Origin of the sequence: Roseovarius sp., assembly GCF_965228755.1 — a bacterium.
Lineage (GTDB): Bacteria > Pseudomonadota > Alphaproteobacteria > Rhodobacterales > Rhodobacteraceae > Roseovarius.
On the sequence record NZ_CBDDIG010000005.1, the window covers coordinates 1,927,268 to 1,942,555 of the forward strand.

Below are 15,288 nucleotides of genomic sequence, written 5' to 3' on the forward strand. Positions count from 1 at the left end.
GCCGGATTTCCGCACAAGCGACCGGTTCAGACCCGCGGATCGGCCTTCCGCTCGGCCCGCTTCGCCAGCGTCTTCACGTCCGGCCCGGCCCGCGCCGGCACGATCCGGTACACCGCCTCGATGAAACAGAAGAGGGCAAAGGCGATCAGCCCGGCGGTCAGCAGGATCAGCAAGATCCGCCCGAACGCCATCCCCCTTATCGTGTCGAACGCCTTGCCCAACCCCCCGGCCTGCTCGGGCGAGGCCGTCATGGCGGCATAGATCAGGAACCCCCCGATCAGCGCCACGGCCACGCCATGCGCCACCAGCCCCGCCTTCGCCACCGGGTCCAGCCGCTCCATCACCGCCGTCCGCCGGAGGTGCGATTTGTACTTCTCGGAATACGCCTTGTAGAAATAATAGATCCCGGCGCCCACCACGACCGCGCCCGCCAGCCCCACGATCCACTGACCGTATTGCATTCCCAAAAGCTTCGCGGTCCAGCTCTTCGATCCGCCGCCGCCCGTGCCGATCCCCAGCGCCGCGGCAATCGCCCAAAGGCCCAGCGCGCCGTGGATCACCCCGGTCACCGCCTGCCCGGTCCTGGCCACCACGCCCTTCAGCCCGGTGCCATAGGTCTCCAAATCCATTTTCGCATCGATCACCCGCCAGACCATGAAACACAAAAGCCCCAGGCCGATCCCCCACAGGGCAATCACCCCCCAGGCCTGCGACTTGAGCAGTTCCAGAGCGCCCGTCGTGCCCTCCGCCTCGCCGCCGACGATGGCCGCCATCAGGGCCAGGCCGCCCACGACAAGGTAAACCGCCCCGCGCGCCCCGTACCCGGTTCGCATGACGGGCACGACCCAATAGGGGGCTGTCTCGGCCATGGCGCTGTTCTCCCTTTGCTGGGAAGACAAGCGCCGAACGGCCGGTCAGGTTCCGATCAATATCTGTCGGGCGGCTCCGGACAGTCCTCCGGCGCGGGCTGCCCGTCGAACACCACCTCGCCGCAATGGTTGATCTGGTGCCAGACCCAGCCCTGCCCGTCCTCGGCCACGGCGACGATCCGGTCGATCCCGTACTGGATATTCTCCTCGCCCATGAAGGCCAGGGCCGAGCCGTTTTCCAGCTTCGCCCCCAGCGCCCCGGCATCGAAACACTCGAACCAGCCCGGCGCCTCCAGCGGCACGGCGCCCTCGTAGGGCTGATAGGCCTCGCTCAACTCCGCCAGCGGCGTCGGGGTCGTGAAACACGCCCGGTACCGGATGGGCGAGCTGTCCGCGTCGATCCCATCGAACCCGTCATAAGCAATCACCTCCGGCTCCCCCGAGCCTTCGGCCGTCATCCGCACATCCTCGCCCGTGGCCTCCACCTCCTCGTAATAGGCATAGACCTGCAGGTAATAGAGCGCCCCGCCCGCCACGGCCGCACAGACCACGATCATCAGGCTCAGGATTTTTCCGGTCACGTCACAAATCCTTCTCTGTTGTACTCTCGCGAGGCTCTGCCTCTGCGAGCGGCTCGATCTCCGCCTGCTGGCGCGAAAGAGAAACGGAACTGAACGCCCGGTCCGACAAGCGACCCAAGGCATCGGTAGCGACCTTCAGGTTGCCCGAGTCACGGGTTTCCGGCCCATTCAACCAACCGAAAAACCGCAACACGCCACCAAGCGTGCGCACGTCGCCTATGATCCCCTCGAACCACTGCAGAAACGCGACGGGATAGGTCACCGTCAACTCCAGGCTTTTCCCGTCGCCGGCAAGGTCGGCCACACTCGGGCCGAACGCTTCCGCGGCACGCGTGAAGTCCTGCCTGAAACAGACATCCAGAAACGCGGTTCCCGTCGCGGGCTGCGGAGCTGAAGGGGGCTCACCGGCCTCCTCGCGATCATGGCCCGAGGTGTCAAGGACGAACGGCCCAACGCAACTCAACTGGCATACCGCCACCAGACCGCGCGCCTTCAACCGTTCCGATACCCCCATACTCCGAACGAACCTCTCTGGTCCGAACTCCGCCCGGATCAGGCGCTGCATTCCACTCCCCCGGCCTCGGTCTGCACGAACGCATCCGCGCATTGCTTGGCCAGCGCCCGGACCCGCCCGATATAGGCCTGCCGCTCGGTCACGCTGATAACGCCCCGCGCGTCCAGCAGGTTGAAGATGTGGCTCGCCTTGATGCACTGGTCATACGCCGGGTGCGCCATGATGATGCGGCGGCCCGTCTTGGGGTCCTCCGCCTCCTGGCTCAGGATCGCCTCGCATTCCGCCTCGGCCTCCTCGAACTGCTTCAGCAGCACCTCCGTATTGGCCACGTCGAAATTCCAGCGGCTGTATTCCTCTTCCGTCTGCCGGAACACGTCGCCGTATTTCAGCGGAATCGGCGCGTCGGGGTCGTTGAACGGCATCTCCATCACGTGGTCGATCCCCAGCACGTACATCGCCAGCCGCTCCAGACCATAGGTCAGCTCGCCCGACACCGGCGTGCAGTCATGCCCGCCCACCTGCTGGAAATAGGTGAACTGGCTCACCTCCATCCCGTCGCACCAGACCTCCCAGCCCAGCCCCCAGGCGCCCAGCGTCGGGCTTTCCCAGTCATCCTCGACGAAGCGGATATCGTGCAGGTCCATGTCGATCCCGATCGCCTCGAGCGAGCCCAGGTACAATTCCTGCAGATCCGGCGGGCTGGGTTTGATCAGCACCTGGTACTGGTAATAATGCTGCAACCGGTTCGGGTTCTCGCCATAACGCCCGTCGGTGGGCCGCCGCGAGGGCTGCACATAGGCCGCGGCCCAGGGCTTCGAGCCCAGCGAGCGCAGGGTCGTCGCCGGGTGGAACGTGCCCGCCCCGACCTCCATGTCATAGGGCTGCATGATCGCACAGCCCTTGGAACTCCAGTAGGCCTGAAGCCGCAGGATGATCTCCTGGAAACTGCGGGGCTTGTCCGTCTTCTCCGCCATGCTTGCCTCTTTCCCGGCCCGGTTCGCGTCGCCGCCCTACCTACGGCCACGCCCCCGCCGGGTCAATTGCGCCCGCGCGCATATTTTGGATGCACGTCCGGCTCAGTTTGATAAAAAGGCCCGAACGACTACTTCAAGGTTCAATGGCCAGGGTAACTCAATGACGCGCACCGTACTTTCCTTTCTTCTAATCCTTTGTTTCTCGGCATTTACAGCCACCGCCCAACAACAGAATTCCTGGATCCAGCTTGAGTCCCACCCCAACCTCGCGGTGACCGAACAGGCCATCCGCGCCTACGGCGCCCAGATCGACGACGTCAACGGCTTCAACCTCGGCGGCGGCTGGTATGCCGTGGCGCTCGGGCCCTACAGCGCGGACGAGGCCGAGAACGTCATGATTTCCCTTCGCGAACAAGGCCTTATCCCGCGCGACAGCTACGTCGCCGACAGCGCCAATTACCAACAACAGTTCTGGCCCATCGGCGCCAACCTCCTCAACCAGGCGGCCGAGGACACGGCCGATGACGTCGAGGGCGTCACCACCGAAAGCGTCGAGGTGACCGAGCTGGCCGACGCCCTGGCCGAGGCCGCGGGCAGCGACGCGCCCGAGGAGACCGCCACGGCAACTGAAACTGAAACCGAAACCGACACGGCCGCCGATACCAACACCCAGATGGCCCAGGCCGACACCGGGGCCGATACGGGGGCCGATACCGGAGCCGACACCACCGCCCAGGCCGACACCGGCACCACGACCGGCACCACCCGGCCCGAGGTCGTGGCCGAGCCCGAGATCCCCGAGGAAACCCCGAACGAGGCCCGTCAGAACGAGGCCCGCCTCACCGCCGAGGAACGCCGCCAGCTCCAGATCGCGCTGGAATGGGCCGGCCACTACCAGGGCGCCATCGACGCCGCCATCGGCCCGGGCACCCGCAGCGCCATGGCCGACTGGCAGCGCTCCAACGGGCACGAACCCACCGGCGTGATGACCACCCGCCAGCGTGCCGAACTGCTGGGCCAGTACAATGCCGTGCTCGACGGGCTCGACATCCGCACCGTCCGCGACACCGAGGCGGGCGTGCAGATGAAACTGCCCACCGGCGTCGTCGCCTTCGACCGCTACGAGTCGCCCTTCGCCCATTACGGCGCCAGCGGTGACATCCCCGAGGCCCGCGTCCTGCTGATCAGCCAGCCGGGCGACCGCAACACCCTGCTCGGCCTCTACGACATCATGCAGACCCTGCGCATCGTCCCCGAGGACGGCCCGCGCGAGATCTCCGGCAACAGCTTCTCGCTCACCGGGCGCAACGCCTCGATCGTCTCCCATACCGAGGCCTCGCTCCAGGACGGCCACGTCAAGGGCTTCACCCTGATCTGGCCCGCCGGCGACGAAGACCGCCGCACCCGCCTGATGGCCGAGATGCAGGCCAGCTTCCAGCGCCTCGATGGCGTGCTCGACCCGGGCGCCGGCGGCGAGGTGGAACAGAATGTCGACCTGGTCTCCGGCCTCGAGATCCGCCAGCCCAAGCTGTCGCGCTCGGGCTTCTACGTCGATCAGTCGGGCACCGTGGTCACCACGCTCGAAGCGGTACAGGGCTGCGAACGCGTGACCCTGGACGAGGATTACAACGCCCAGGTCGTCGGCATCGACGAGGCGCTCGGCATCGCCGTGCTCAAGCCGGTCGATCCGCTCGCCCCGATCGCCGTCGCCGCCTTCCAGGACGTGCCGCCGCGCCTGCAATCCGACATCGCGGTCGCCGGCTACTCCTATGGCGGCGTGCTGGGCTCCCCCACCCTGACCTTCGGCCAGCTCGCCGATGCCAAGGGCCTCAACGGCGAAGAGAACCTCAAGCGCCTGGCGCTCGCCACGCTCGAAGGCGATGCCGGCGGGCCGGTCGTCGATGCCTACGGCGCGGTCGTCGGAATGCTGCTGCCCGCCAGCCAGGCCGGCCGGCAACTGCCCGAGGGCGTCAGCTTCGCCGCCGACGCGGCCGCCGTACGGCAGGTGCTCGCCGATCTCGGCATCACCCCGGCCTCGACCAGCGGCGGCACCACCATCCCGCCCGAGACCCTCTCGAAACAGGCCTCCGGCATGACCGTCCTGGTCAGCTGCTGGGACTGAGGCACAGCCCCCTCGAACGCCAAGGGCCCGGGCATCGCCGCCCGGGCCTTTTTCGTGCGCGCCCCTCGCTCCCGCCCCGCAGATGCGACCCGGCAGAAAACCGGTACGGCCTCGCCCCCGATCGGCTAGAATGCCCGGGCACCCTCTAGGAGACAGAGCGATGACCCACCCAAGGCAACTGATCTCGAACGGAAACCCGATGGAAGAGATCGTCGGCTTCAGCCGCGCGGTCCGCGTCGGCCCCTACATCGCGGTCGGCGGCACCGCCCCCGTCGACAGCGCGGGCAAGACCGTCGGCCCGGGGGATGTGTTCGCCCAGACCACGCAATGTTTCAAGATCATCGAAGCCGCGCTCGAACAGGCCGGCTCCGGCCTGCACGATATCGTGCGCACACGGGTCATCCTCACCGACATCGACAACTGGAAACCGGCCATCGAGGCCCGCAAGACCTACTGCCGCGACGCCCGTCCGGTCGACACCATCATGGCGGTCACCCGGTTCGTGAACCCCGAATGGCTCGTCGAAATCGAGGTCGACGCCGTGGTGGCCGACTGAAGACACCGCCCCGGCTTCTTCTGGCCGGAAATATCCCGGGGAGCGTTGAAACCCTTTCGGGTTTCAACGTGGGGCAGCGCCCCCTTACCCGGTTCAGGCAGACACAGCCGGCGTCACGTGGATAAGCGTCGGCCCGTCCGCCTCGAACGCCGCCATCACCGCCTGCGCCACGCCCTCGAGGCTGTCCGGCTTTTCCGCGTGCGCCCCGTAGGCCTTGGCCAGCGCCACGAAATCCGGGTTGATCTGGTCCACCGCCTTCGGCGCGATCTGCGCGCGGATCATGCTGTCCTCGATCTCCTTCAGCTTGCCGTTGTCCCACAGCAGGATCGGCAGCGGCAGGCGAAGCTCCACCGCCGTCGCCAGCTCCTGGATGGTGTACTGGAACCCGTAATCCCCGGCGATGCACAGCGTCGGCTTGCCCTTCCGCGCCACCGCGCCCCCGATCGCCGCCGGCAGCGCATAGCCCAGCGTGCCGAAGCCGAACGGGTGGTGCCAGTGGCCGGGCCGGTCCATCGGCCAGACCTCCTTGGCGGTATAGGCGAACTGCGTCATGTCGGAATAGAACATCGTGTCGCCCGGCAGCACGTCGCGCAGCGCGTCGCAGATCGGCACGATCCCCGGCCGCTCGGCATCCGATTCCGCCCGCCACCGCGCCCTGGCAGCGGCCACGTCGGCCTCGCGCCAGCCGGCCCTGGCCTCGAACCCGCCCACCGACAGGATCTCCCGCGCCAGCGCCGCGGCATCCGTCTGCAGCGCCAGCTCGGTGCCCGAAGCCGCGCGCAGCTCCTCGGGGTCGATATCCACCCGGATGAACCGCCCCTTGTAGCCCAGCTCGTCGCGCCACAGGTCCACCTCCGACAGCTCGGTGCCCACGGCAATGACAAGATCGGCCTTCGCGATCACGCTGGCGCTTTCCGGCCGCGCCAGGTAGGCGCCGTAATCCAGCGCATGGCCGGCGGCGATGCCGCGGCCCGCGTAGGTGGTGAAGCTCGCGGCCCCGGCCTGCTCGACCACGGCCTTCCAGTCGCGCGCCCCCTCGACGGCACCCCCGCCGAACACGAAAAGCGGCCGCTCCGATGCCTTCAGCGCGGCCACGATCCGCTCGGCCGCCGCCACAGGCCGTGTCTCGGTCTGCATCGCGGCCATCTCCGCCGGCGGCGCATCGGCCAGCCCCTCCAGCGCCCGGATCGGCACCTGGATATGCCGCGGCCGCTTGCGGCCCGTGGCAAACTCGGTCAGCGCCCGGTCGATCAGGCCATAGGCGCTTTCCGCATCCCGCGCCTCCAGGCTCCACTCGCACACGCAGGCGCCCGCCGCCTCCTGGTCCAGCATCTGGTGCAACTGCCCGCGCCGCCGCGCCGTCTCGTCGAGGCAGGACGAGATCGCCAGCACCGGCACGCTGTCGGAATAGGCCTGCCCCAGCGGCGTCATGATGTTGCACAGCCCCGGCCCGGTGATGATATAGGCCACCCCCGGCTTGCCGCTGGCGCGGGCATAGCCATCGGCCATGAACCCCGCCCCCTGCTCGTGCCGGGCCAGCACATGGGTGATCCCGGCCTCCTCGATGCCGCGATACATCTCCTGGTTATGCACGCCGGGAATTCCGAAAATCGTATCCACGCCGCGCGATTTCAGCATGTGGCTGATTTGGGCTCCGAGGGGTCTTTGGCTCATCAGGCTCTCCAGAAACTTATGGTAAACAGGACATAGACGGCGAAAAGCTCCAGCCGTCCGATCAGCATGCCAATGGTCAGGATCCACTTGGCAAGGTCGTTGAGGGTCGAATAATTGCCCGCCGGGCCGATGATCTCGCCCAGCCCGGGGCCGATATTGGCCACCGCGGCGGCGGCCCCCGAAACCGAGGTGGTGAAATCGAGGCCGGTCATCCCCAGCGCCACCGACAACAGGCCCAGCGTGACCACGAAGAAGACGAAGAACGCCATGACCGAGTTCAGCACCTCCTCGCCCACCGGCCGGCCCTGGAAGCGCGGGGCGAAGATGCCGTGCGGCGCATAGATGCGCCGCATCTGCGTGCTGATCGAGGCGAACAGAAGCTGGTAGCGGAAGATCTTGATCGAGCACGAGGTCGACCCGGCACAGCCCCCGATCAGCCCGATGAAGAAGAACACCGAGACAAGGAACGGGCCCCATTTCATGTAGTCGACGCTGGCATAGCCGGTGCCGGTGATGATCGAGGTGATGTTGAACATCGCCTCCCGTAGCGCCTGCTCGGGATGGTGCGGAAAGATATTGACCAGCACCGCCGCTGTCACCGCCACCAGCACCGCGATGATCGACAGGAACACGTGAACCTGGCTGTCCCGGAACAGCGGCAACACCCCGCCGTTGAGCATCTGCACGTAGCGCACGAAAGGCAGCGCCGCCAGTACCATGAACACCGAGGCCACCCATTCCGCCGGCCCCTGGAACGTCCCGAACGAGGCGTCGTAATTGGAAAACCCGCCGGTCGAGACGGTGGTCAGCGCATGCACGATCGCATCGAACGTGCCCATCCCGGTGAACCGGTAGCACATCGCACAGGCCACCGTGATGCCCACGTAGATGATCGAGATACTCGAGGAAATCTCCGTCGCCCGAGGAAGGATCTTGCCCATCGTCTCGAACGCCTCCGAGCGGAAGATCTGCATCCCCCCCACCCTAAGTTCCGGCAGGAATACCATCGCCACCACGATGATCCCGATCCCGCCCAGCCATTGCATCAGCCCGCGCCACAGCAATATGCCGCGCGGCAGCTCGTCCAGCCCCGTGAAGACCGTGGCCCCGGTGGTGGTCATCCCCGACATCGCCTCGAAGATCGCGTCCACCACCCGCGCCTCGGTCGCGCCAAGCAGGAACGGGATCGCCCCGAAAATCGGCAGCGCCACCCAGACGCCGGTTGTCAGAAGGAAGGTCTGTTGAAGCGTCAGCCCCTCGCGCACCCCGTTGCGGCAGGCGAGCGCCACGAGCCCGCCCGACAGCACCGTCAGGATCGCGCTTTCGGCAAACACGGGCCAGTGACCCCGCCCATCGGCGATGTCCACCAGCATCGGCGCGATCATGGTCAGGCCAAGGGCCATGACCAGAAGGCCGAGCACATATGCGACGGGGCGCAGATCCATAGTCAGGCGCAGCCTTGGCCGGGCCGCCTGACGGTGTCAAGCGCGTCCGCTCCGCGCAATCACCCCCGCCGGGTCATTTCGGCGGCGGCGGCGACGGGCCGGAACACGGCCCGCCGCATCGCGATCAGATATAGAACAGGTCGCGGAAGACGTAGTACGGAATGTCGTCCCGCTTCAGGCCCATCTTGGCCAGTTCCTCGTCGGATTTCGCCTCGAGCTTCTCGATCGCCTGCCGGCGCGAAGCCACCCGGTGATGCGCTTCAAGCCCGCGCATGAAGGATGTGAAAAAGCGGCTCAGGACGCCTTGCTTGGCATCGGTCGCGTGAAAGTTCGTCGTTGCAGTAGCCATTTGGAAACCTCGTCTGGTTCAGGTTCGGTTTCCTCCCTGCCACAAAAGCTAGGTCAGCAGTGCTGACATGAGAAGCCTAAAATCGGTATGGCCGGTTTGCACCTGGTGCATTCCGGCCACGCCGCCGCTTCACACGCCGGTCTTGCCGCTGCCGGTCGGCGGCATCGCCGGCGGGGCCGAGGGCTGGCGCGTGCGCTTGGCAGCGGTATCGGCGGCCTCGGCCTTTGGCGCGTCGGATTTGGGCGCCTCGGCCTTGGCCTCCGGTTTCGCCGCCTCCGCCTTTGCCGTGTCCTTCACCGGCTCGGCCTTGACCGCCGGCTTCGCCGCCTCGGCCTTTGCCGCCGGCGCAGGTTTGGCTTCCGCCGTCTTCGCCGGCGCAGGTTTCGCCGCCGCCTTCTTCGCCGGCGCAGGTTTCGCCTCCGCCTTCGGGGCCGGCGCAGGTTTCGCCGCCGCCTTCAGGGCCGGCGGCGTCGCCTCGGCAACCGGCGCCTCCTCGGGCTTCACCGCGCTCCGTGCGGCGCAGTTATACGGCCGGCCCATGAACGGGTTCGTCGCAAGCGCCGCTTGGCCGAACACCTGCGCCACGCGCAGGTTGCTCTCGATCACGTAACCGGCCATCCGCATGCTGGCGGCCGACAGTTTCAGGGGGGCGGAAACAGGCAACATCGTCTTGTATCCTCTAGCTGTGGTGCTCCGCGCGGGATAGCGCGGAAACGTGACAGCAAGATAAACCCTGGCGCGCATGCACAACACCACCCGTACCGCGACACGGGCGCGCGCTGACACGATCGCGCAAAAATCAGCCGAACCGCGCGCAAACCGCCCGGGAATCGCTCATCGGCGCAACCCGGTCGACCTTCGCCTCAGCCGACGTGGAACAGCGTCTTGAAAATCTTCGGATCGATGCTCTGCGCGGCGAATGTCTCGCCCTCGGTCAGGATGCTCACCGCGTCATGGCTGTGCAGGCTCTCCTGGTGGCTGGCCATGATCCGGAAATCCCCGATCCGCGCATCCTTCTGCAATTGCTCGCAAAACAGCCGCGCCGCATCCTCCACGAAGATCGGGTTCGCGGCGTTCAGCTCGGCAAAGGCCTGCTCGTCCTCGCGCTTGACCATCACCTGCGTCTCGGTCGGCACCGCCTTGCGGGCCATCTCGATCATGTCCTCGAACCACAGGCAGCCCGGCGCGTCACAGTTGATCTCGACCGAGATCCGCGCCACCGACCGCTGCGAATGCGGCGTCGCCAACTGCCCGCGCGACTGCCGCGCATGTTCGCTTAGCTCCAGCGAGCACGGGCAGGTCGACGAATAGACGTAGTCGAGATGCATGAACTTGCGCCGCACCTTGTTGGTCTCGACCAGCTCCAGCGCGATATCGTAGAACTGGAACCCCTCCAGCCCCGACCGCAGTGACTTGATCTTCATCGGGTAGGAAAACCGCATCTGGATGCGCGCGTCGACGCTTTCGAGGTCCGACATGTAGTCATCCAGCGCCGCCTCGATCACCTCGAAGCTGAAGGTCTTCTCGGCGTGTTTGTAGAAGCTCCGCATGATCCGGGACATGTTGATGCCCTTCTTGCCGGGCTCGAGGCTGACCGTCCCGGTCACCGAGGTCTCCAACGTCAGGTCGCCGTTGTCGCGGGTGTGAAAGCTGATCGGCAGGCGGAAATTGGAAATCCCCACATGCTCCAGATGCTGCTTCGCCCCCCGGATAAGCGAGGCCGGACCGTTCTGCAGATCGGGCATCGACTTGCGATAGGCGTCGTCGGGCTGGAACTCCTCCGGGTAGGTGCGGCTCAGCGCCGGGTAGTTGGTCACCTCCCCGCGCGGCAGCAGCCGGGCGATGGCAGGGTCCAGATCGGCCACTTCCTCAGGGCTGGCACTCGCCGCCCACGCACGCAGCACCGACAGCGCCTGTTCGGCGTCGTCGCGGTCCAGCGCATCGTCCAGCTTGGTCCGATGGATATTCATCAGCGGCCATCCCCTCTTGTCCTGCCGTCTATCACATAGTGCGTCCCGGCGGAAAATCCCAATCTCGCATAATTATACGCCGAATGCGACAGGCGGGATCATTTCCCCCGCGCGTCGGCGGATGGCCCCGCCGCAAGCCGCCGCTTGACATGCAACCACTCGGTTGCATATATACCCCCCCATGACCGATGTCTTCCACGCCCTCGCCGACCCCACCCGCCGCGACCTGCTCGACCGGCTGTTCCTGAACGGCGGGCTCACCCTCTCCGAACTGGCCGAGGGCGCGCCCATGTCCCGGCAGGGCGTGGCCAAGCACATCGCCATCCTCGAGGCCGCCAACCTCGTCACCACCGAATGGGAAGGGCGCAACAAGCGCCACTTCCTCAACCCCGTGCCGCTGACCGGCATCGTGCATCGCTGGGTCGGCAAGTTCGAAGACGCCCGCCTCGACGCGCTGGCCGAGTTCAAATCCCGCCTCGAAACACCCCCGGACAAAAAGGAAACCAAACGCCATGGCTGACGACCTCACCCCGGCCCACGAGACCCGCGCCGCGACCGGCCAGCCCACCGCCTCGGATTTCGTCTATGCCGTCTACATCCGCGCCGATATCGACACCGTCTGGAACGGCCTGATCGACGGAGAGCTCACCCGCCGCTACTGGGGGCACGAGAACCGCTCGACATGGGAAAAGGGCGCGCCCTGGGAACATGTCCGCACCGATGCCGACGGCACCGTCGACGTGCGCGGCCGGGTGATCGAGATCGACCCGCCCAACCGCATGGTCTGGAGCTGGGCCTTCGGCACCGACGCCGACAACCCCGAGAAACTCTCCCGCGTCACCTTCGAACTGGTGGCCCTCGGCCCCGACACCAAGCTTACCGTCCGCCATGCCGAGCTCGAACCCGGCTCGCCGATGGACCAGGGCGTGCGCGAGGGCTGGCCGGCGGTCCTGTCGAACCTCAAGTCGATCCTCGAAACCGGCGAGGTCCTGCGCGAGGACCAGTGGCCCGACCCCGGGCAGTAGGACTGCCCCGGGCCGTGACGGCGCTCACCGGCCCCGCACACCCACCGCGGGGCCGGCCGGCGACCCACCCGCACCGACGGAATACCGACAAAATACCGACGTTATACCGACGTCGGTTTTTGCCCCCTCAAACCGCCTCCAGCGCCCGCATCACGTCAGCAATCAGGTCGCCCGTATCCTCGATCCCCACCGACAGCCGCACCAGCCCCGGCGTGATCCCCAGAACGTCCTTCTGCTCGTCCGACAGCCGCTGATGCGTCGTGGTTGCGGGATGCGTCGCGATCGACTTCGCATCGCCCAGGTTATTGGAAATCAATACGATTTCCAACGCGTTAAGGAACCGGAACGCCGCCGCCTGCCCGCCCTTCACGTCGAGCGAGATCACCGTCCCCCCGGCCCCCATGTCACGCTTGACCAGCGCGTGCTGCGGATGGCTCTCGTGCCCCGGATAGATCACCTGCTCGAGCTTGCCATGCCCCTGCAACGCCTCCGCCATCGCCAGCGCCGTCTCCGCCTGCGCCCTGACCCGCAATGCCATGGTTTCCATGCCTTTCAGCATCACCCAGGCCGTGAACGGCGACATCGACCCGCCCGTATGCTTCATGTAGGGCTCGACCGTCTTGCGGATGAACTCCCGCGACCCCAGGATCACGCCGCCCAGCGTCCGCCCCTGCCCGTCGATATGCTTGGTGGCCGAGTACACCACCACGTCCGCCCCGAGCGCGATCGCCTTTGAATAGACCGGCGTCGCGAACACGTTGTCCGCCACCACCTTGGCGCCCTTGGCATGCGCGATCTCCGCCACCGCCTTCACGTCCACCACCTCGAGCGTTGGGTTCGCCATCGTCTCGAAGAACACCAGCTTGGTGTCGTCCCTGACAGCCGCCCGCCACGCCTCGAGATCCGTGCCATCCACGAACGTCACCTCGACCCCGAACCGCGTCAGCACCTCTTCCAGCACGTACAGGCACGACCCGAACAACGCCCGGGCCGAGACCACGTGATCCCCCGCCCGCAGCATGGAAATCAACGCCCCCGACACCGCCGCCATTCCGCTGGCGGTGGCAAACGCATCCTCGGCCCCTTCCAGCGCGGCGATCCGGTCCTCGAACATCTTCACCGTCGGGTTGCCGTAGCGGGCATAGATGAACTCGTCCGGCCCGGCCTCGAGGAACCTCGCCTCGGCGGCCTCGGCGCTGTCATAGACAAAGCCCTGCGTCAGGAAGATCGCCTCGCTGACCTCGTTATACTGGCTCCGGCGGCTGCCTGCGTGAACCAGCTTCGTGCGTGTGTTCCAGTCTGTCATATTTCCGTCCTCCGGGCCCCTTTTGCCCATGAAAAAACCCCCGACGCGGCCAAGCGAAAGGGGGTTCCTTCATCCTGACCTCTTTAGCGGTGTTGTTTTACGTGGCCCGCAATCCGGTAACAAATCGCCACGCCGAACGCTTTAGCCCCGGCACGCCCCGGCGTCAATCCCGCGGGGGCAATGTCACGGTCCCTTAACCGTAGGTTCAAAATAGTTTCGTATGGTGCGCGTAACCCCTCGCCACAAGATGTAGTGGGATTACGAGCAGTATGCCGCTTCTTCAGATCTCCGCCGGCCCCGACGGGCCCGAACTCTACGGTGCGCCACGCCCGCTCGGCCCGGCGCTGGCCGAGGGGCTGCAACACCCCGGCCCGGTGATCGTGATGATCCATGGGTTCAAGTTCGCCCCCGGTGACGCCTTCGACTGCCCGCACCGCCACATCCTCTCGCTCGATCCGGCCCGCGACTGCTGGAAGGCGATGAGCTGGCCGCGCGCCCTCGGCTTCGGCTCGGGATTCGAGGACGAGGGGCTGGGCCTCGCCTTCGGCTGGCCCGCCCGTGGCACCATCTGGCAGGCCTACGACCGCGCCGAAAAGGCTGGCCGCGCGCTCGCCACCCTCATCCGGCAGGTCCGGCGCGCGGCACCCGGCCGCCGGGTCCACCTGCTGACCCATTCGCTGGGCGCCCGCGTGGCGCTTTCCGCCCTGCCGCACCTGGCCGAGGGCGACGTGGGCCGCGCCATCCTGCTCAACCCGGCCGAGTTCGGCGGCCGCGCCCGCGCGGCGCTCGCCACGCCCGCCGGCTGCGCGGCGGAGGTGTTCAACGTCACCAGCCGCGAGAACGACTTTTTCGACTTCCTGCTAGAACGCCTCATCGCCCCGCCCCACCGCGGCGACGGCACGCTGGCCCAGACCATGCCGCGCCAGCCCAACACCCTGACCCTGCAACTCGACCACCCCGGCACGCTCCGCGCGCTCAACGCCCACGGCTTCCCCGTCGCCCCGCCCAGCGGGCGCATCTGCCACTGGTCGTCCTACCTGCGCCCCGGCGTCTTCAGCCTCTACCGCACGCTCCTGCGCCACCCCGAGGCGCTCTCCCAGGCCCGGCTCCGGTCGATTCTCCCCGACCGGCCCGACCCGCGCTGGTCCCGCGTGCTGCAATTGCCCGACTGGCGCGTACCGTTGCCGGTCCGCCGGAATGCCTCACTCTGAGCCGGCGCGGAAAACGCCCCTGCATTAACTGTTTGTTAACCTGCGCCGCACAGTGGCCGAACCGACAAACCTCACGCCTTGTCGTCACTCTCCCCCTGCGTGCCATGTTCCTTGAACAAGCCACCCTGGAAGATGAAAAACAGGAAGATCGCCGCCGTCAGCCCGAAGGTCTTGAAGTAAACCCAGGTCTCCTCGGTCATCGTCCGCCAGATCACCTCGTTCAGGATCGCCAGCCCGAAGAAGAACAGCATCAGCCGCTTCGTAAGCAGCATCCACCCCCGATGGGTCAGCGGCATCACCCCTTCCATCACGTATTCCAGCCACGACTGGCCCCGCAAAAGCCCGATCCCCAGCAGCCCGCCGAACAGCAGGTAAATGATCGTCGGCTTCATCTTGAAGAACCGCGGATCATTGAACCACACGCTCATCCCGCCGAAGACGATGATCAGCACCGCCGTGATCATCTGCATCTTCGACAGATGCCCGGTCAGCTTCCACAGGATCGCCATCGACAAAAGGAACACCGGGATGAACCCGGCGGTGACCACGATGAACCCGTCATACTCGGTCCCGCCCATGACGAACGTCTCGTCCTTGAGCCAGAGATACGCCACGAAGAACCCGATGATCGGGCCCAGTTCCAGCGCCGTCTTGAGCCCCTGGTTGATCTTCCGTCCTGCCATGTCCTGCCT

Annotated in this window: 16 protein-coding genes and 1 riboswitch; of the genes, 5 read left to right on the plus strand and 11 right to left on the minus strand. The window is 66.6% G+C overall.

What is annotated here, in order from left to right; all coding sequences use genetic code 11:
- Positions 1–26: 26 nt before the first annotated feature.
- The 4 genes from ACO07J_RS13125 to ACO07J_RS13140 are packed head-to-tail and all read right to left on the minus strand — an operon-like array spanning position 27 to position 2,938.
- Complete coding sequence (locus tag ACO07J_RS13125; protein WP_422029557.1) at positions 27–869, minus strand: DUF1206 domain-containing protein; 843 nt, start codon at positions 867–869, stop codon at positions 27–29.
- Between the two features lie 56 nt (positions 870–925).
- A complete protein-coding gene (locus tag ACO07J_RS13130) occupies positions 926–1,450 on the minus strand; it encodes a DUF6446 family protein (RefSeq protein ID WP_422029559.1) in 525 nt (174 codons plus the stop codon).
- A 1-nt stretch (position 1,451) separates the two neighbouring features.
- Entirely contained in the window at positions 1,452–2,015 is a 564-nt protein-coding gene (locus ACO07J_RS13135) for a hypothetical protein (RefSeq protein ID WP_422029561.1), read from the minus strand.
- On the minus strand, positions 2,003–2,938 hold the full coding sequence (locus tag ACO07J_RS13140; RefSeq protein WP_422029563.1) for a glycine--tRNA ligase subunit alpha: 936 nt from the start codon (positions 2,936–2,938) through the stop codon (positions 2,003–2,005). The genes ACO07J_RS13135 and ACO07J_RS13140 overlap by 13 nt, the downstream gene beginning before the upstream one ends.
- Positions 2,939–3,098: 160 nt before the next feature.
- On the opposite strand from ACO07J_RS13140, the gene ACO07J_RS13145 reads away from it, so the two are divergent.
- Both ACO07J_RS13145 and ACO07J_RS13150 read left to right on the plus strand, forming a co-directional pair.
- Positions 3,099–5,060: a serine protease gene (locus ACO07J_RS13145; protein ID WP_422029565.1), complete on the plus strand. Its 1,962-nt coding sequence runs from the start codon at positions 3,099–3,101 to the stop codon at positions 5,058–5,060.
- Positions 5,061–5,220: 160 nt separating this feature from the next.
- Entirely contained in the window at positions 5,221–5,616 is a 396-nt protein-coding gene (locus ACO07J_RS13150; RefSeq protein WP_422029567.1) for a RidA family protein, read from the plus strand.
- A 93-nt stretch (positions 5,617–5,709) separates the two neighbouring features.
- Here the strand turns inward: ACO07J_RS13150 and ACO07J_RS13155 are convergent, their stop codons facing one another.
- The 5 genes from ACO07J_RS13155 to folE2 all read right to left on the minus strand — a co-directional run bounded on the left by ACO07J_RS13155 (position 5,710) and on the right by folE2 (position 11,054).
- The gene (locus ACO07J_RS13155; RefSeq protein ID WP_422029569.1) at positions 5,710–7,290 is read right to left on the minus strand and encodes a thiamine pyrophosphate-binding protein; all 1,581 of its coding nucleotides are present in this window, start codon (positions 7,288–7,290) and stop codon (positions 5,710–5,712) included.
- Positions 7,290–8,735, minus strand: coding sequence for a TrkH family potassium uptake protein (locus tag ACO07J_RS13160; RefSeq protein WP_422029571.1), 1,446 nt, complete (start codon positions 8,733–8,735; stop codon positions 7,290–7,292). Before ACO07J_RS13160 ends, ACO07J_RS13155 begins: the two co-directional genes overlap by 1 nt.
- Positions 8,736–8,859: 124 nt before the next feature.
- Positions 8,860–9,084: a hypothetical protein gene (locus ACO07J_RS13165; protein ID WP_422029572.1), complete on the minus strand. Its 225-nt coding sequence runs from the start codon at positions 9,082–9,084 to the stop codon at positions 8,860–8,862.
- Between the two features lie 129 nt (positions 9,085–9,213).
- Complete coding sequence (locus ACO07J_RS13170) at positions 9,214–9,750, minus strand: hypothetical protein (protein WP_422029574.1); 537 nt, start codon at positions 9,748–9,750, stop codon at positions 9,214–9,216.
- A gap of 197 nt (positions 9,751–9,947) precedes the next feature.
- Complete coding sequence (gene folE2 / locus ACO07J_RS13175; protein WP_422029575.1) at positions 9,948–11,054, minus strand: GTP cyclohydrolase FolE2; 1,107 nt, start codon at positions 11,052–11,054, stop codon at positions 9,948–9,950.
- Between the two features lie 181 nt (positions 11,055–11,235).
- Between folE2 and ACO07J_RS13180 the strand changes: the two genes are divergently transcribed.
- Both ACO07J_RS13180 and ACO07J_RS13185 read left to right on the plus strand, forming a co-directional pair.
- On the plus strand, positions 11,236–11,574 hold the full coding sequence (locus ACO07J_RS13180; RefSeq protein ID WP_422029577.1) for an ArsR/SmtB family transcription factor: 339 nt from the start codon (positions 11,236–11,238) through the stop codon (positions 11,572–11,574).
- Positions 11,567–12,079 carry an SRPBCC family protein gene (locus ACO07J_RS13185; RefSeq protein ID WP_422029579.1) on the plus strand — a complete coding sequence of 171 codons (513 nt, stop codon included), beginning with the start codon at positions 11,567–11,569 and terminating at the stop codon, positions 12,077–12,079. Before ACO07J_RS13180 ends, ACO07J_RS13185 begins: the two co-directional genes overlap by 8 nt.
- Positions 12,080–12,206: 127 nt before the next feature.
- Here the strand turns inward: ACO07J_RS13185 and metZ are convergent, their stop codons facing one another.
- Entirely contained in the window at positions 12,207–13,385 is a 1,179-nt protein-coding gene (gene metZ, locus ACO07J_RS13190; protein WP_422029581.1) for an O-succinylhomoserine sulfhydrylase, read from the minus strand.
- Positions 13,386–13,447: 62 nt separating this feature from the next.
- Positions 13,448–13,526: riboswitch (SAM riboswitch) on the minus strand.
- A gap of 128 nt (positions 13,527–13,654) precedes the next feature.
- Here metZ and ACO07J_RS13195 point away from each other — a divergent pair.
- Entirely contained in the window at positions 13,655–14,596 is a 942-nt protein-coding gene (locus ACO07J_RS13195) for an alpha/beta hydrolase (RefSeq protein ID WP_422029583.1), read from the plus strand.
- 71 nt (positions 14,597–14,667) lie between these two features.
- On the opposite strand, the gene ACO07J_RS13200 is transcribed toward ACO07J_RS13195, so the two are convergent.
- Positions 14,668–15,279 carry an inner membrane-spanning protein YciB gene (locus ACO07J_RS13200; RefSeq protein ID WP_422029585.1) on the minus strand — a complete coding sequence of 204 codons (612 nt, stop codon included), beginning with the start codon at positions 15,277–15,279 and terminating at the stop codon, positions 14,668–14,670.
- Positions 15,280–15,288: the final 9 nt, after the last annotated feature.